This window comes from Legionella pneumophila subsp. pneumophila str. Philadelphia 1, from assembly GCF_000008485.1.
GTDB classification, from domain to species: Bacteria; Pseudomonadota; Gammaproteobacteria; order Legionellales; family Legionellaceae; genus Legionella; species Legionella pneumophila.
On sequence record NC_002942.5, the window covers coordinates 2,497,192 to 2,515,572 of the forward strand.

An 18,381-nucleotide genomic window follows, 5' to 3' on the forward strand; every position below is an offset into this window, starting at 1 on the left:
TTTTGGCCATGAAATAGTTATTATTGATTTCAAAAACGATTAGCGATTTACCTTACTGTGTTGATTGCTGGTTCTGGACGATAGCATTAGTAATCAATGATCATACCTCCGAGAATAAGGCCAGTTTGTTTTCCGTTTACCCTCCAATCTCAAATTACAACATTATTGTAAATCTTCTAGGCAAATGATACTCTTTGCGCGGAATTAAAAATAACTCAGGAGTAAAAAACATGATGTTTCAATCTAAATTAGCGACTTTTTTTGGCGCTTTAATTCTCGCCGGTTCTGCTTTTGCTTCTCAACAAGGTGCTTGCCCAGATATCAATGTAATCAAGGCGGAAGGTTTGCCTATGGCTGAAGAAATTGGCATGAATTACTATCTGGCTTATAATATAAGTGATTACAGCACCTCTTCTGTATGGGGCTTTTTCATTGCTCCAATTGAAGCAGATTCCGAGGAAGGCGCTTTGGAAGCATCAAATGAAGTGTTAAGCATGATGAATGCTCCTGGAGTTCCTCATCAACAAGACGAAGACATCATTTGCAGTTATGACACAGGCACTCCTAATTTAATCGCCGCTGCTATCAAAGATGGCTCTCAAATTTCTCCAATGAAATTAAAACAATACTTTAAGAGCGCTCGTTAATTAGTGCCCCTTTAAATACCCTGTCAAGTATTCAGTAACTTACAGGGTATTTTAAATATCCCTCCAAATCATGAAATCCTCTTAAAAATGCTGTTACTATATAGCAGAATACTGGTGCTTTAATGCCTTTTCAATGTCAGGCCATTTAAACTCAAAACCAGCTTCCAAAAGTCGTTTGGGTTTTACCTTTTGCCCGTGATTGATTAAACAATCACCCATTTCACCAAATAAAAGATGAATTATAAAAGCAGGAGTCCACAATAATAGTGGCCTATGCAGAGACTTGGCAAAAGCTTTAGCAAATTCTCTTTGCATGCATGGATTTGGTGAGGTCACATTCACAGGCCCGGTAATTTCAGGATGATTTAACAAAAACCGATAGGCATTGACCAAATCCTCACTGTCTATCCAGGAAAGATATTGGCGACCATCCCCAATAGTACTTCCTAATCCGCAAATAAAACTGGGATAGAGCTTCCCTAAAAACCCCTTCCCCTTTTTTAGAACAACGCCAAAGCGTGTGGAAGTCACAGGAAGGCCCGCCTCCTCTGCCTTTTGTAAGGCTTGCTGCCAACGAATTCCCACTTCACTTAGGTAATCCTTTGGGTGTTCCCAATTAATTGCTGTGTCTTCAGTCAAATCAGTTGCGTCACCATTTTCCTGTAAACCATAAATCCCAACTGCATTGGCGCAATAAAAGCGAGGTTTGGCATTCTGCTGCAAAATCCAATGAAGCAAATTTTCTGTTGTTTGCACTCTCGAACTGATTATTTCTTCTTTTATTTTTGGTGTCCATCGTGAAATGGCAATATTGACGCCACATAAATTAATTACAGCGTCAAACCGACTGGCATCCTGGGTATTTAATTCATCCCAGGACAAAGAGGATGCTTTTGTTGTAAAAATCTTTTGTATTGCGTCCTTATCACGCCCCAGCACAGTATAATGGTGCTCCTCTCCCATTCCACGAACTAACTCTTGTCCTATTAATCCAGAGCCTCCTGCCAATAAGATATTCACAATGAATCAAGCTCCTTTTAGGCCATCTTATTTCATTAATATAAACTGATGACTACTGTTTGTCATTAGTACCGTGCCTCAATAAAGTTTGGGGATTTGTAATTGTTCAACTCCAACCAGTTTTTTAGGGAAGGCAAAAAATGATTTTTTTACTCCACTCTCTTCTGCTCGATGGCAATGTATTCCGCGATCATTGAATAAGAGTTCTTTAAGAAAATCAGTGAATTTACACAGAAAAATACCTAGTATCCGTTTTAAACCTACAAAATGGTGCTCTTTTTGTTCAAAAACAGCCTTTGACATATCTGAAAATGGAACTCCATAATTCTGTAACTGACGTAAAATATGCAGATTTGTTCTCTCAACAGCAGAGACACTCATATAGATTGTTTTTAAATGTTCCGGTGGGATATCTTTAAGAAAATAAGCCACCATATAAGATTGATTTTGCTTTATTGACTCAAGCAAATACTCCATCCTTTTTTTATCATCTAAAGGTTTTTTACTTTCATTTAATTGGTTAACAAGTAATTTGACACATTGGACACTTCCACTGGTAATTGCAGAAAAAATGGCGTCTTCAAGATCTGAAAATCCAGTATGATTTCTTTTAAAATAATTCATTACCTTGGCCAAGAGAACAGAATTACCCCCTTTTGCTGCAGCTCGAATGGCTTGAACAGACGAATTAAATGGCAAGGCACCTTTCATGGAAAACAAGGCATCATAAACTTCTTCTCTCCCGCTCTCCAAAGCCGCGTGAAATAGCCTTTGAAAGAGTTCTGTCTCTCTATTTTTTCCCAGTAAAGCTTTTAATGCTTCTACATTGTTGTACATAACAGCATTTCCAGCAGCCTGATGATCATTATCTTTTGCTCCTTTCTCAAGCAAATTTTTTATTACTTCTGCATGACTAACCATTGCAGCATGCTCTAAAGTATTAAATGTTCCACCATGAAATGAAACAGCTACGTCATTAATATTGTTTTTGGTTAAATAACGATCATAAAGCTGAGTCACTTGAGGAAAAGCTCTTGGCTTCTTATTGTCGGGATAGCGGATGACACTAACCATCATCCCCAAAAGACCACCCTTAATATAAAATCCATTATGATACCCGAATACATTGTAATGTAACTCGGAAATCAATTCGTGTTCATTGGAGAACTCCTTAGTACCAGACGAGTAATTAGGATCGTATACAATGTATTTATTATTTTTTCTCCTGACGGCTACAGCATGCGCTGTTCCGCTAACACGAGCAATCTCATCCTCTTGCAGAGCAAGATTTTTAAAGATTTCCTCCCAATTTTTATCTTGAGTTGCAATTGCAAAATCAAAAGAAGAAACCAAGGGTTTATTGTTTACTGTCAAGGCACACATGGAATTAGCCTGACTTAGTTTTTTATTAAATTGATGCGGGAATAAAGTGAGAACGACATCATAGACAAACTGATTTATCTCAGACTCTATTGCTGAGTCTGCCTCCATTCTGACTATCTGATCAAGCAATTCAAAAAAGCGCTTTTCTTTACCATCGAGTACGTATTTTGCGTACACGGTAACCAAGCCATTGCAAATTCCTTCTTCATTCATGCTAACTGGCATATTATGCCATTTGAGATACCGATTTAATCGATCAATGACTTGACTTTGATCAACCGATTGACTCATATCATCGCTCTAATCCCTGATTAATTAAACGGACTGAATATTACCCCAGATGAGATCTCTTCATGTTCAGGCAACAGGCTAACAAATAATTTCTGAAGAGTTTCCTTGCTGAGATTTTTCTGTGGTTTCTGCTCCATTCCACCTGTTTTTTTTGTTTCTTCAAACTGATTTTTTAAAAAAACTTTCATCTCTGAGGACAATGAATCATTATTTTCAATTTTTGCTTTTTCACTTTCAATTTCCGTTTGATATTGTCTTTCAAATTCTCCCAGCTTTTGTTGTGCTTTTCTAGCCTTATCAATCATGCGAGCCGTATCAGACTTAAATATCTCATGGATATTTTCTGCAAGCCAGTTGGATAATTTTACTATCCAGGTGTCATTTTTTTCAATAAAATCAGATAATTGCTTTCGAGTTAACTGATTTCCCTTAAGTTTTTCTACATTATCTTTGAGTTTAATCTCAATTTGATCATATCCATCAAGAACTTTGCTTGTTTCTGTTGTTGCTGCAGCAATTTGCTCAAGATGGTCTGAAGTGGCGTTGATTATCAATTTTTCCAACTCAGGGCTACCGCTTGATAGTTGGCTATATCTCTGAACCAACTCATCCCTTTTGAGACTTTGTTGTTTTTTTAACTCAATTAACTGTTGTCTTGCCAATTCCTGCAAAAGAGCTTTTGCTTCACTATCCAGTGTTGCAGGAGCATAAGCGCTAACTCTATCCTGAACTGCTTGAGGAGTTATCTGGCGATAAATGACTGTACCCAAAGAAGTAGCCCAGCTTGCGCCCCATAAAAGGGTCGAAGAAACAGTTTGATAAAAATCCGGGTTCTTGAGTTGTTCTATTTTCCCTGCTAACTGTTTTTTTAACTCCCCACCCTCAGTACTCATTAGAGTATTAAAATGGTCTTTATGGCTGGCTAGTAAGTCTAAAAAATATTGTCTTCCTGTAACTTTTTTATCGTTTTCTTCTACTGTTTTCAGTAAAGCTTCAATTTTTTTAATTTTTTCACCAATCGTAGCCTTCTCTTTTCTTAACTCCACAATACCTGATAGTCCCTCAGCTACTTCCTTAAGGCTCATTTTTAACTTATCCAGTTTTGTTCTTTGTTTCTCGTCCCCACTTAAAATTTCGGTGAAACGCTCATTAAAATGTTCTTGTATCGTTCTGTCTTTTGGGGAAGTCTCAAGTGATTCATTGAGTTTTTCTGACAGGATTTTGTCCAAACTTTCGACTTTTTCTTCTGTTTTTGCTAATAATTCTTCCAGTTTTTTATTAATTTCATGAACATCGATGAACCAGCTTGCCAGTATTTCATTTTTCTTAAGCGATCTCTTCGCAATACATAATAGAGCATATAGATCTGCGCATAATTCTTTAGCCAATTGTGGATAAGAGTGATGTTCGATATTCAATAAGTGTTCTGTCGTTTCTATTAAAATTTTTACTCTGTTTTTGGCGTCCGATTTGGGATTATCATACGCTTTGCTCAGAGTATTATTTAACTCAATTAATAAATCCTTTTCCTGGCTATCAGAATCCGAAATTTTTTCTATCACTTCATCCAGTTTTAATTTGGCATAGAGTAAAACACCCAGAGTGCGCCTTTTATGGGCGTCCATTTTTTTAATTTTTTCAGAATTAGGATTAGCCACATCATTTCTGAGCTCAGCCAAGGTATCAAATGATTTAATGTATTCTTCCACTAATGGAACAGTTTTAATATATGCCTGTTCTGATTTCGCCTTTTCTTGGCGCCATTCATTAAATCGTTCTTCTTTACTCTTCATAATTAACCCTAATTGCCAGTTAGCACTCTTCCAAACAATAAATGGAGAAATACCCGCTAAATCTTAACTCCAGTATATGCATCTATTATTATCTAAATATTAAGTAATGAATTTCGTAGAATTTATCATAGTGAAAATTATATCACCTAATTCATCAAAACCAGGTTTATCTTGACAAAAAAATAACATAGATAATTCATTCAAACCATTTCTTCTTCATCAGAACCAGGAAATCCTGAATTAATTCCATTACTGAAAATATTTCACAAATTCATAATCATGACTCTGCAAATTATTACCGCTACATACAGGACTTGCCCATTTGTCAGCACAAGGTTTATCCCGATTGAAAGACCACATTGACAATCCCCCCAGCAGGTTTTTCTGTGCAAATTGTTTTAATTGAGCTGCATTAGATAAGGTAAATTGCTCTGTATTCACATCATTCACACCTATCATTGGCGTTACTTCAATCATCTGCCATAAAGCCTCCGGTTTTTTATCCGGATAAATTTCCTGGAGAAATTGATGGAGATTCGTTGCTGCGGATATCGCATAATCCCCCATATCTCCACTATAAGCCGGCCCATAATCCATAGCCATTATGTTCACATTAAAATGAAGGCCTAAAGTAGCCGCTGAGGTGATTATCTCTTTTCCAACAGAAGTTAAACCCTCAGGCATCACAGGAAGGGTAAAACTTAACAAAACATCCGGATGCTCCTTTTGGAATAATTTCAAAGCCTGCAACAAATTAGGAATATTGGCTGTTCCATTTTCTATATCAAAATCCAGAACATTCGCATGATATTGATTAGCCACTTGACTAAACGTATTAATTAATTGATTTTTATCACAATGATAGGAAATATCAGTACCACTCGCTCCGCCAAATGAAACGGTGAGTTTCACCCCCTCTCTTGATAGAGTATCGAACTGTTTTTTACCCCATCCCTTTGCCACACTGTAATTTTGCTGGGCTCCCCAGGCAGGTTGGCATTGACCACTGTCTGTAATAAAAGCCAAATGATAAGCTTTAATCCCCAGTTTTTTTGCCGGAGAAATCAAATCCATTGGCTCCATATCCTGTGATTGCGAGTCCCAATGAGTATTAATCGTTAAATCAACATAAGGGCTGAATATAGGGGCAGAGGGTGAAAACGCTGCAACATTACTGGATAATAACATGCCATTCAATAAACATAAAAACCGTCTATATCGCATTCAATAGTTCCTTAAAACCCAAGTTGTGTTTATTTTTACATCATTTATGCAATTAATCAATCATTTTGTTAATAAATAAACAAGTTGACAGGGCGCAAAGGTTTGCACTACCTTTTATCAGACTTTAACCATCGCTTCACCGAAAGAAATGGTTAAAATTTTTATTCTCTTTTTGCAGGTTTTTCTCTTTACGGTAAGGAAATGTTCATGAAGAATCTCTATATAGATCCTGATATTACAAAAGCTTCCACAATCTCTTCTGAATTTTATACATCAACGGAATGGTTTGAAATTACAAAAGAAAAGATATTTAGTAAAACCTGGCAGTTTTGTATCAGTACCGAAGAATTAACAACTAATAGGCAATTAATTCCTTTTACCTTGCTGCCTGGATATCTTGAAGAACCCTTACTGTTTGCAAAAGATGAATTGGGTACAATTCGTTGTTTGAGTAATGTATGTACCCATCGAGGTAAAATTCTCATTGAAGAGCCTTGCGTGGCGCATAAAATCAAATGCTCTTATCATGGCCGTCGGTTTAATTTTTGTGGCGAATTACTTCATATGCCTGAATTTGAACTCACAAAAGATTTCCCATCAAACAATGATAACCTAAGTCAAATTTCAACGGGTATTCTTGAGCCTTTTCTCTTTGCTTCGCTCTCACCAGTTGTCCCATTTCATGAAGTTTTTGCAGAAATTAAAGAAAGGTTGTTTTGGCTCCCTATGGAAAAAATGCGCCTGGATAAAGAAAAATGCAAAGATTATGTAGTTAAATCGCATTGGGCCTTATACTGTGAAAATTACCTTGAAGCGTTACATATCCCTTTTGTACATCCCTCGCTAAGAAAAGTAATCGATTGCAACACCTACACCACAGAGCTCTTCCGCTACTGTAATCTGCAATTGGCTTTGGCAAGCCCTGATGAAGTCAGCTTTGATTTACCCAAAGGGGCGCAAGATTATGGCAAACAAGTTGCTGCCTATTACTTTTGGATATTCCCCAATACGATGCTTAATTTTTATCCCTGGGGTTGTTCTGTGAATGTAGTCAAACCACTTAGTCCTGAGTTAACTCAGGTTTCCTTTTTATCTTTTGTTCTTGATGAATCAAAATTTGGGAAAGGCGCTGGTGGAGCACTTGACCAGGTTGAACAAGAAGATGAAAGAGTGGTGGAGTCTGTGCAAAGGGGGATAAAATCTCGCTATTATGATATAGGGCGTTTCTCCCCAACAAAAGAACAGGGCACTCATCATTTTCAAAGACTACTTTGTGAGTTTCTTAATGATTGAAATTAGATCTGTCACATGCTCAGACTTGGAACGAAAAAATATTTTTAATAAACGATTTAGATCAATTAAGTAACTGAGTTAGAATTATTTTTAGATAACGATTAGGGCATTCTACTAAACCCTAAATCATGAATATAACCCCCTTGTGGAGAAAGACAGGATGGCTGCTCAAAGACACCTTTATATTTTTACCCTGATTGGATTACTTCTAGGGGTAGTAGTGGACATACTGATACGCTATAACAATACGACTGCATTTATATACAGTGTTGTCACTATCTTTGGTGTTTTATTTGCCCTTACTTATAACAATGTCAATTTTTCGCGTCTGATTGGAACCAGCTTCCTACTCGCTTTCTTTCTATCAATACCATTGTTTCCGTTGAAAATGGACTACTCAATGAAAGACTATTTCCATTTTTTTACTTTTTTTGTTGGCTTTCCATTTTTTATCTACGTCGCTCATTGTTTCCATTACGCTTATCATCATGACAACACCTGGCGGGTAAGTTACAGCAGTTTATTTGCTGGAGTATGGAATACAATTCCTCTTTTGTTTATTGCCCTAGTCTTTTCCTCATTGGCCAATTTACTTATTGTATTGGGATCTTTTGTATTTAAAACCGTTGGAAATAATTATTTATGGGATTTGTATTTTTATAATCGTGATTTTAAATTAATCAGTAATACAACCTTATTTTTTATGGGTTTGGGTGTTGGTCAACAAAATCTCAATATCATTCATAACATGCGATTTTTATTACTTAGAATAATGTATTACCTGTTTCCCCTCTTGGCAGCAATAAGTATCCTCTATTTTATATTATATACATTTCATTCTTTTTCGAGCAGTCAGGAACACATTAACCCGTTAATAGTACTAATTCCACTGACTACAGCAGGTATCATATTTTTCAATGCCTATTTTCAGGATGGAACTATTAAATCAGACTATCCTTCCTGGTTAAAATTATCTTTAAGAGTCTATCGAGTCATTCTGTTCCTTCTGGCTTTAATGATGACTTATAAGATCCTTTCTGACTTCTCACTAGATACAAATGCTTTCATTTACTTATTGGTTGCCGTACTATTCAGTTTCACTTATGCCATTACAGCATTTTTGAATGAAAACCAGGAAAAGCAATGGATTTATATGGGAAATATAGGTACAGCAATATTTTTCATTGTCACCCTGTTTCTGTGTAATCTGCCCTATATTCCTGTTGAATTCACAATTGGTGGAGGAAATGCAATCAATTTCATCACCTCAACTCTTTCGTAGAAAATAATACTCAGCGCATGGCAGTTTTTTGTCATGCACAGAGCCAATAATAGACCTCTTCTTGTCTACTGCTGACTTTCAGGGAAAATCACCCGAAACCCTGGTTCTAAAATTTGCCCTAAGGGGTTTTGTGACAGTTCACTACGAAAGACCGCTTTTCGCAGCTCGATTAAATGCTGAAAATGTTTCCTTAATCCTGATCTGGTTGATATAGACTGATTAAGAAAGTATTCATAAATTTTGATTTTTTTCATTAGCTCTTTTGAATCCAATTGCTCTTTACTCATATAATCAGCTAGCTGACGAGCGCCTTTAAATTGCTCCTCACTGTTTCTTAAATTAATCAGAAATTGTTCAACCCATTCTTTGCTGTTTGTTTGATAGGATTCCGGTATTAATTTTAATAACTCACATCTTTTTGATGAAAACAAAGGATTGGTAAAATCGATCATCAGCACTGATTGTGCAAATTTTTTGCTAATTATATTGTGTTGGATAAGTTGCTTAATCGCGTTGAGATCAGCCTCCCCCTTGACAGGTGTAAGCCAGGCATGATCAGCGTCTTGCAAAGACGTTTCTGGGAAACGAGTTCCAAACTCTTTCAATAGTTGATTATAATCTTCCATTGAAATGGTTAAATGAATGTCGCCTAATAGTGGATTAAGCCAAAACGCTGATGGAATGGATACAACGGTTTCTGATGAGTCAGTGCTGGACTGAAGATTTATTTCGGTAGTACAAAATAAAGGCCGTAACTGCTCCTGCAATGACAGTTTCCCTTGAAATGCATTCATTTTTTTACTATCGCTCAAATGTCGCATTCCTGTTATCACGTCATTTGCAAATACACTGGCATCACTGATTTGTTCCAATAATTGGCTCACATCGCCATCGGGCTTATTGGGGAGCAAAATAAGCGGACGTTGATTAGTCCACCAATCATTATGAGGAAGAGACTGTTCCTTAAGGATCGGCCCGCCGGAGTTGTGGCAAGCTGAACATCGCATACGACTGCCAAAATGGTTTTCGCCCTCTGGACTTATTCTATATAACCAGGTGTTATCTTTATAAGCATCCTTCGAATTTCCTCGATAAAACCAACGTACGCCTCCATGTTCTATTCCTCGCAATTCATAAAAATTATAAAGCGCCTTTTTAGCATCCCAGCTGATTGCTTCAATCAATAATTTACCTTTCCTGGGTTTTTGATCCAAAATAATTAGGCCATCTTTTAAACGAGTAAAGTACCCCAGAAATAACTCCCCCTTTGCAATCAATTGGTTAGTTGCTAATCGACCATACACTGATTCAAAAAAACTGAAACTGCCTTCAACAGGATTATTTCTTCCTCTATTAGCGACCATCCCTATGACTTCTTTTAATCCTCTCAATCTCATGGAATTTCTTAACTCCTGAATCGATTGCGGGCAAATTTCAGTATTGGACAACAGAGAATACAAAGGATCAGATAACCTTTTATTAAGCGGCTGTTCGTTAAAATAGATCACACAATTGGCATGAGTCAGCGAAGAAATAAATAACAAGACGTAAACAATTTTTTTCATTCTGGAACATCCGTTTAATCAAAGAAATAATCAGCGGCTTCAAAGCCTGATTGCAGTAATCTGGATTCATTAAGTTAACCGGGAAAACAATGCACTAAATTCTGATTTTTATTAATCCAAACTTAAGATAAAACATTTCATTCTATTCAGGAACAGGTCTAACATTGCCAATTTTTGCATTTTCCTCAATAACCTGGTTAACAAAAGCATTCCCATAACCTATCCAGGCCCCTTTTTTAATTGTTGTTCCTGGGCCAATTTTAGTCGTCATTCCAACAAAAACATTATCCTCTATCACCACAGGCGATAAAAAAAGATAATTTCCTACATCAGAATGACAACTGATAGAGACTTGACTGGCAAGGGTAACATCCTTTCCAATCGAAATGAGAGGGCAATCCACAAAATCGATATCAAATGAGTTCATAACGCGAAATGACACTTTAATTCCCAATGCACGCCAATACAAATATTTAATAACATTAAAGGATTGTAATAAATGAATCAAACCAACAATTTTCGCTGCACGAGAGAGTGCAAAATGACAAAACCAGGCGATCATGGTCTTATTTAACTCTCGTTTATAGCGACCTGGCTTAAGTTTTGGAAGGCTTATCCTGATAAGTGCAATGATAAGAATAAAAGAAAAAAGTAATACAAACGGTGAGCAAATTAAAACAAGCCAGGTTTTTGAAAACCCATAATACAAAAACAAACCGGTTAAGCTAAATGCAGCCACGCCAGGCATCAAACTGAGCAATATAGAAATCAAATCAATAAAAATCAATAAAGAAACAGTCAGCTGACTTTTTTTGACAGGTGCTTTTTTATTCTTGACTGTCGTTTTCTTGCGCTCCGTCATCCTGTGATTTCCTTGAAAATAATAGACAATTCATTTGCCAACCTTTGAGGTTGTTTTATTTAAACCTGGAGGTATACTAACAAAAACAAGTAAAAGATTGGAAGATACATTCTTAAATTCAAAGAGGTCTCTTTATTCTGGTGAAATTAATTTTATATTTTTCTATTTTTGGGCTGCCGAACCCGAGTGTATGCGAGAATTCTCTCGCACACTCCCATAGCCCACAAATGCAGTATCCCTAGCTCTTGAAAACAGGTAACAGGCATTTATTTTTTGGCCTTGTAATTATCCGTATATTGTTGTCCTAAAATTCTCGCCTTACTCAGATCCTCTGGGTTCATAGATTTCTCAAGATCACTGGCATTGCTCGCCGCTTTTTCAAAGCCATTATTCTTGGCTGCTGTAAACCAAGCATAAGCTTTTACAGGATCAGCAGCAACACCAATACCGTCTCTGTAATAGATACCTAATTGATTTTGAGCCTTACCATACCCTTGCTCAGCTGCTTTTTGCATCCAGTATACGGATTGCTCAAGGCTTTTACCGACCCCATCACCGTAAAAATACATATCAGCTAAATTAAATTGCGCATTGGCATTCCCCAGATCTGCGCTTTTTTGATACCAAAAAGCAGCCTTTTGCAGATCCGATTTACCTAATTTTCCAGAATCATATAAATAACCTAACTCCAATTGCGATTTGGCATGACCTTGATTCGCTGCTTTCTCGAAATACTCTGCTGCTTTCTGATAATCTTTAGGAACACCATCCCCTTGCTCATACATCAAACCAAGATTATATTGTGCGCTGGCATTACCTAAGTCAGCTGCTTTTGCATACCAGTTGAGAGCTTGAGTCTTATCCTTTTTCACCCCTGTACCGGTATCATAATTATAACCAATAGCCAAAGCCGCATTAGAGTTGCCTTGCTCTGCTGCTTTTTTATACCATACCATGGCTGTATCGGAATTCTGAGGTACACCAGTTCCTGTATCATACATATAGCCCAAGCCATATTGACCATCCGCATTATTTTGATCCGCTGCTTTCTGATACCATTCGAACGCCTTTTTATAGCCCTCTGGTGTATTAAGGTACCAATAGAAACCGGCTAACAATACCTGGGCATCGACATTGCCTTGATTCGCTGAGGCAAGTAATAATTGCTCTGTTTTTTCCGGATTATAAGTTACACCTTGGGCATTATAATACATCTTACCCAGCAAATATTGAGCCTTGGCATCTCCTTTATCCGCTTCAGGAGACAACAAAATAAATGCTTTTTCGTAATACCCCTTGTTATAGGCCTCCTCACCTTCCTGAGTCGTAGCGATAGCTGAAGAGTTAATCACCGTCAGTAGAGAAAGAGATAAAATATATTTTTTCATGTCCATGATATATACCTTATTTTTAAGAGCTATCGCTTTAAAGTATATGACATAAATTCAGCAATGTATAAAATTACTTTTCATTTTGTTTTTTTTATATCTTTCATCAAGATATTATAACTCTTGCATAACGTGATTATTGTTTTAGGGAAAGGTACAAACGTTTTGAGGAGCGGACTTTATATGCAGTAAACGCGCACAAAGTGGCAATAACATGAAAAAGACAGATTATCTTTGCAATCCGATATTGGAGGGCTGGTTATTGAGGTAGCAGGCTATTCATTGACAAATCATTCGAATGGCCAGGCATTTTTTCCTTATGAGTTCTCACTGAACTTGTAGTTTGAAAAAAATCTGGTTTAAAAGGACTTAAAGTCTCTATCCCCATTCCTAATAAAGAACCAATGAGCCCCATATTGGCAAATCGCTTGATTGTAGCGCCTTGTTGATTTGTTCCAATGAGTATTTTATTGACGTAACTGAAACAGTCATTATCACCGGGTTTCATTTTAGTTAATATGAAAGACGCTGTCGGTGGATTCGTTTCCTGAAGTTTTTTATGATAGGCCAACATTTCTACAATCTTTTTACCACTTACTGTTCTTGTTTCGCTTTGAGCTGGAGCTTCTTTGGTATCGGTTGGCTGAGGGGTAAATTCTATTAAATACTCACGATTTTTAATATTAATCTTTATATACGCATGGTGACCTACACACCCATGAAGCAAGGATTCTCCAATAAAACTGGCCAGAAAGGAGTTAATTTCATAATCGATCTTATGATTTAGAAACTCCTCATACTCGCTATCATCATTGAAAAGCTGCTTAATTTCAGTTTCTACTTGGCCAAGATAAAATGAAAATGGTTTAATTTTATTTGGACCAAACATTGATGAGGAATATTCCTGCTTGATGTTGTCCAAGCTTTCACCTAAACCATCAAGACCAAATTTTATTTGCCGCTGTATCTCATTCTTAAATAGCTTTTTCGGTGCCCTGAAACCAAAAAGCCCACCAAGAACTGTGCCGGTAAATGTTCCAACAAGAAAACCTATAACTGGTTTGTACTCACATAAACCGTTAACAAAACCCAGTATTCCTCCTAACAATCCACCGACTACGCTTAAAGCTACAGCCGAAATAATACCGCCAATATGCAGTAAAACAACCATCACTTGAGCAGTGAAATGATGAGTCTTGGCCACTTGTTGCAATTCACAGAGGTGAAGCATTAATTCTTTGAGTAATTGGCTTGATGGGCATTGATTATCTAAAAAATTGGAAGTTTTTAATTCTTTTAATTTATACAAGGTATCCAGCAATTTTAGCAGTACTGCTAAAAATTCGTGCCTGGATGGGACATTTTGGGATTTTATCGATTCTAACAAAATATATAGATAATACTTAAACTCTCCTGCAGGCAAGTCGATAATACGCTGTCTCGCAAAATCTATCTTCAAGAAATAATTTTTCTCATCCACCATGACAAAACAAACCTAAGGGGAAACATAACCGAAATACACGATTTAAAATAATACTACAATCACACCATTTGATCAAAAAAAAATCACTATTGGACAACGATTCTGAAAACGATAATCACAGCTACTATTACCAGAATGATAGCTGCCAAAATTGACTAAATCATACTGAAAAGGGCAAAAAAATATTAATAGAATTGCTTTTTCAGTACGATGAAGTCAATGCAAATGGAGTCACTTATAAACTTCATGGCAAGCCCATGAGAGAAAAACATTTTGACTTCAAGAATACCCTCATTAAAGAACTAAAAATACAACTTGATTTGTTAGAAACACCCGAGGACAATAAAAATTGGTAGGAATTAATTATGCAGTCTATTGTGGGCGCTCAGGTTTAGGCGGAGCACGCTCACCCTCAGCCCCAGCATTCAGAACTCCATGGATTGGTGAAAATTTAACTGCTATCAAAACATTGTGCGAAATAAGGACGAAAGATTTTATTAATCTCAGATCTAACCTCGAGCAACAGACAATTATTGATGCTTTACAACGAGTTTATCGAAAATGATGGGATTAAGATAGGTTACTTTAATCCTATTTTTATAATTACTCACATAATTTAACTAATGGAAAATATATATCATGAAAGAACCTCGTGAACTTAATCGCCAACCCAATCCAGAACACATGGCTCAACTCATTAAAGACACGCCCAAAGACGTTTGGTTTCATCTCGCAAAATATCTTCCTGACCATGAATTACTCAACCTCATGCAAGTCGACAAACGCTTAAATCGCTTCTTCAAAGAAGGTACCCCCCCAAAAGAAATAATAAAAAAAATAGAACACGCCCCCCTTAAGGTCGTTTCTTCAGGCGTCAATACCTTCATTCTAACCCAATACCACGGCAAACCACTCTTACTCGCCTGCGGACAAAACAAAGACGGTCAATTAGGCTGTGGGGATACGAAAATTAGAACAGCACTCACCCCTGTCAATATCCCTGAATCATTTGCCTCCATCGAGTCGGTGCAGATCAGTCTTTTCCATGCAGTGCTTTGGGGACGTGATAAAGACAATAAGCCGATACTAGCGACTTGCGGATTAAATGATAAAGGTCAGCTGGGTTGTGGAGACTATAAGTCTAGAGCATTATTCACCCAAGTCAAATTAGCAGAAGACATCACTTCCATCGAATCAGTAGAAATCAACATTTTCCATTCTGTGATTTTAGGCCATGATAAACATAACAGACCAGTACTTGCATCCTGTGGAAGCAATCACTTGGGTAAATTAGGTTGTGGAGACATAAAAGATAAAACAACATTCACCCGAATGAAATTACCTACAGAAATTGTTTCCATAGATACTTTACAGATGAATTGGCATACAATTGTTTCAGGACGCGATAAGAATAACAAACCAGTACTGGCAGCTTGTGGATGGAATGATAGAGGCCAACTAGGGTGTGGGGATAAAAAGGAAAGAGCATTACTCACCCCAGTCAAGTTACCTGAAAACATCGTTTCCATCCAATCAGCACAAATTGGCACCAGTCGTACTACAGTTCTAGGTCGCGATAAAGACAATAAACCGATACTTACCTATTGTGGATGGAATGAAAGAAACCAAATGGGTTGGAGTAACACTGAAGATAAAACAGCACTCACCCCAGCAAAATTACCTGAAAACATCGTTTCCATTGAGTTAATGCAAATCAGTACTAGCCGCACTGTAATTTTAGGTCGCGATAAAAACAACAAACCAATATTGGCTGCTTGTGGGCTAAATAATCACGGTCAACTTGGGTGCGGTGATATTAAAACCAGAACAACTCTTTATCCAATCAAATTCCCCAAAGACATTGTTTCTATTGAGTCGGTGCAAATCAGTGATAACCATACGGTGATTTTGGGAAGAGATAAGCACAAGAATCCGATAATAGCAGCCTGTGGACTTAATAATTACGGTCAACTAGGCTGTGGGGATACAAAAAACAGAATGCTACTCACACCCATCAAACTGCCCAAAGAGATAGTTTGCATAGACTCCGTGACAGTAAAATACAGCAGCCTTTTTGTTTCAGGTCGTGATAAAAACCATCGTCCCATACTGGCGGCTTGCGGGGATAATCGCTACGGTCAACTTGGGGTTCCAAGCAAGAAACTTCTAACCGAACTGACCATCGTTCCCACACCCATTCTCACATTGCCTGCAACACCAAAAAGAGAGGCTTCTTCCAGGAAAGAGGCTACAGAGAAAGCTCTAGTCTTTGCTACCCATGGCAGCAGAGAGCAAAAACCCCGAAAAAGCAATAGGATACTCACTGCAATCATTGCATCATTCGGTCGTTTTTTTACTGGAGCACATCCTCATACTCCGGACTCCGATAAAGAAAGCCCTTCACCCAAACGAAGCGCCTAAGCAAAACATGCATTTTAGAAGCAAGAGGATCCAAAAGTCCTCTTATGCTCGTTCATCAATTGATTGTTTTTTGAATTCCATTTGTCCTATTGTTTGATACAATCGTCATAATTTAAACAACAATGATAAATTCTTTCAGGGCCTGTTTACATTTGTCACTCAGTCGATATGTTGAAGCTTTATTTTCAGGTATGTTATCTCTCAGCAATAACCTCCTGAGAGATAAATTTCGGTTTGGTTTGCCCATGCATGCCAGCTAATAATTTCTCCTTTGGAAGTTGCAACAAGGTCACGGGCAAAACTTCTTCGGTTTCCACACTATGAGCATAAGTCGGGCTAATATGGATTAATTGCTCATGCAGTTTTTTCAGTGGTAACTCAGAAATCTCTGCCTCATCATCAGTCACTAAAACAATACGATTCCCAACACTATTGCGCGCAAAATACCAATAAGGCTCTAGGTTGATCAGGGTTGCCTGGACTGCACTTTGCAGTTCCTTGCCTGTAATTGAGCAGGTTTCCAATTTCAGAAGTTGAGTTTTATAACAAAACTCAAGCTTTGGTGAACTATTCAAATATCCGGTACATTTCACAATATCTTTGAGTCTGTAGCGAACAAATCCCATAGCTGTTGTCAAAAATACTTCGTATTTCTTCCCTACTTCCAACTCCCAACATTGTAAAAGATTCTCTTTTTCAATTGCCGCCCCCTCTGGAATAAACTCCACAATATGGGCACCTGGATGTAAAATTCCACCCACGCTGTTAGTCTCTACAGGAACTGTTAACCACCCCTCGGTTGCCGAATAAGTACCGTCTACCAGTTTAATCTCAGAACCCAGCAATTTTTGTAATTGCTGAGCGGGATACTCACAAAGACCAGAGGTCCAGCATCCAGCCATTTCCAGTGATGGCCACAGTTGTTTGAATGAGAGATGGTCAACCTTGGCTAAAGCCTGCAAATGTCTTCGTCGTTTCCGGGTTATTTTGAGAGGTGGAAGATGTGATGGAAGAAGTTTATCTCCCAATAAATAAGGAAGATAGTCTTTAAAACCGTCGATGCAGCGTTGATAAAAAGCATCGATTACCATCGGCGTCACCGCAAATACCGCACTTAAATCAGAAGCCAAACCATAGATGGGTCCCCACTGGTTGTATGCTTCATGGCTGGCAAAAACCTCATCAGGCATGGCATAAAATTTTTTAATAAAGGAAGGCAAATGACGATAATTAAAATTACTAATCCATCCCGTAGGAATACCGGCAGGAGTCGTTTTATGAGTATCTACCGCGACAAGATACAACATTTTTTCCTTAAAAAAGCCGGGGAATCGCTGAGTTAGACTGTAAATATACGGGGCCATTGTACGCTGAAATTGTTTCTGAAATGAATCTGTTATAGGGAAAAACTTTCTAACTCCTGATGTTCCTGAAGTTTCTGACCAAAAAATCAATTCCTCACCATTAAAAGGTTGGATAGTAGAATGCTGGGCTGCCAACAATCCTTCCTGATAATCTTCATATTCTGTAATTCCAAAATCATTAAGAACTATAGAAGATTGATCTTTTAATAATTCCTGCCAATAAGATGATTTTTTCAGCAACGGGACAATTTCTGAATTCCATAATCGTTCTCTGGCCTCTTTAGGATGTTTGGTATCATTCAGAAAAAATTGGTATTTTTTCTTTGTCATGGCAGCAATTAAAAACCTTTTCCAATTCATCCTTC

The 18,381-nt window shown here is 37.5% G+C and carries 13 protein-coding genes; 4 read left to right on the forward strand and 9 right to left on the reverse strand.

Features of this window, described 5'->3' with window-relative positions:
- The first annotated feature begins 230 nt into the window (after window positions 1-230).
- On the forward strand, window positions 231-647 hold the full coding sequence (locus LPG_RS11120; RefSeq protein WP_011216117.1) for a DUF4949 domain-containing protein: 417 nt from the start codon (window positions 231-233) through the stop codon (window positions 645-647).
- Between the two features lie 96 nt (window positions 648-743).
- Here LPG_RS11120 and LPG_RS11125 read toward each other — a convergent pair whose 3' ends face one another.
- The 4 genes from LPG_RS11125 to LPG_RS11140 all read right to left on the reverse strand — a co-directional run bounded on the left by LPG_RS11125 (window position 744) and on the right by LPG_RS11140 (window position 6,358).
- Complete coding sequence (locus LPG_RS11125) at window positions 744-1,667, reverse strand: TIGR01777 family oxidoreductase (RefSeq protein ID WP_010947923.1); 924 nt, start codon at window positions 1,665-1,667, stop codon at window positions 744-746.
- A 78-nt stretch (window positions 1,668-1,745) separates the two neighbouring features.
- Entirely contained in the window at window positions 1,746-3,341 is a 1,596-nt protein-coding gene (legA2, locus tag LPG_RS11130) for a Dot/Icm type IV secretion system effector LegA2 (protein WP_010947924.1), read from the reverse strand.
- Between the two features lie 20 nt (window positions 3,342-3,361).
- Window positions 3,362-5,134: a Dot/Icm T4SS effector Lem20 gene (lem20, locus tag LPG_RS11135; protein ID WP_010947925.1), complete on the reverse strand. Its 1,773-nt coding sequence runs from the start codon at window positions 5,132-5,134 to the stop codon at window positions 3,362-3,364.
- A gap of 249 nt (window positions 5,135-5,383) precedes the next feature.
- Window positions 5,384-6,358 (reverse strand): chitinase, encoded by a 975-nt coding sequence (locus LPG_RS11140; RefSeq protein WP_010947926.1) that lies wholly within the window; start codon window positions 6,356-6,358, stop codon window positions 5,384-5,386.
- Window positions 6,359-6,565: 207 nt separating this feature from the next.
- Here LPG_RS11140 and LPG_RS11145 point away from each other — a divergent pair, with 207 nt between their 5' ends.
- Complete coding sequence (locus LPG_RS11145) at window positions 6,566-7,651, forward strand: SRPBCC family protein (protein ID WP_015444177.1); 1,086 nt, start codon at window positions 6,566-6,568, stop codon at window positions 7,649-7,651.
- A 160-nt stretch (window positions 7,652-7,811) separates the two neighbouring features.
- Complete coding sequence (locus LPG_RS11150) at window positions 7,812-8,933, forward strand: hypothetical protein (protein WP_015444176.1); 1,122 nt, start codon at window positions 7,812-7,814, stop codon at window positions 8,931-8,933.
- Between the two features lie 65 nt (window positions 8,934-8,998).
- Here LPG_RS11150 and LPG_RS11155 read toward each other — a convergent pair whose 3' ends face one another.
- The 4 genes from LPG_RS11155 to LPG_RS11170 form a co-directional block, all read right to left on the reverse strand.
- The gene (locus LPG_RS11155) at window positions 8,999-10,498 is read right to left on the reverse strand and encodes a hypothetical protein (protein ID WP_010947929.1); all 1,500 of its coding nucleotides are present in this window, start codon (window positions 10,496-10,498) and stop codon (window positions 8,999-9,001) included.
- Between the two features lie 142 nt (window positions 10,499-10,640).
- Complete coding sequence (locus LPG_RS11160; protein WP_010947930.1) at window positions 10,641-11,360, reverse strand: hypothetical protein; 720 nt, start codon at window positions 11,358-11,360, stop codon at window positions 10,641-10,643.
- Window positions 11,361-11,626: 266 nt separating this feature from the next.
- A complete protein-coding gene (gene lpnE / locus LPG_RS11165) occupies window positions 11,627-12,754 on the reverse strand; it encodes a Dot/Icm type IV secretion system effector LpnE (RefSeq protein ID WP_010947931.1) in 1,128 nt (375 codons plus the stop codon).
- A 253-nt stretch (window positions 12,755-13,007) separates the two neighbouring features.
- Entirely contained in the window at window positions 13,008-14,231 is a 1,224-nt protein-coding gene (locus LPG_RS11170) for a lpg2223 family Dot/Icm T4SS effector (RefSeq protein WP_010947932.1), read from the reverse strand.
- Between the two features lie 639 nt (window positions 14,232-14,870).
- Between LPG_RS11170 and ppgA the strand changes: the two genes are divergently transcribed.
- Complete coding sequence (ppgA, locus tag LPG_RS11175) at window positions 14,871-16,652, forward strand: Dot/Icm T4SS effector PpgA (protein WP_010947933.1); 1,782 nt, start codon at window positions 14,871-14,873, stop codon at window positions 16,650-16,652.
- Between the two features lie 194 nt (window positions 16,653-16,846).
- On the opposite strand, the gene LPG_RS11180 is transcribed toward ppgA, so the two are convergent.
- Window positions 16,847-18,376 carry a GH3 family domain-containing protein gene (locus LPG_RS11180; RefSeq protein WP_010947934.1) on the reverse strand — a complete coding sequence of 510 codons (1,530 nt, stop codon included), beginning with the start codon at window positions 18,374-18,376 and terminating at the stop codon, window positions 16,847-16,849.
- Window positions 18,377-18,381 lie beyond the last annotated feature (5 nt).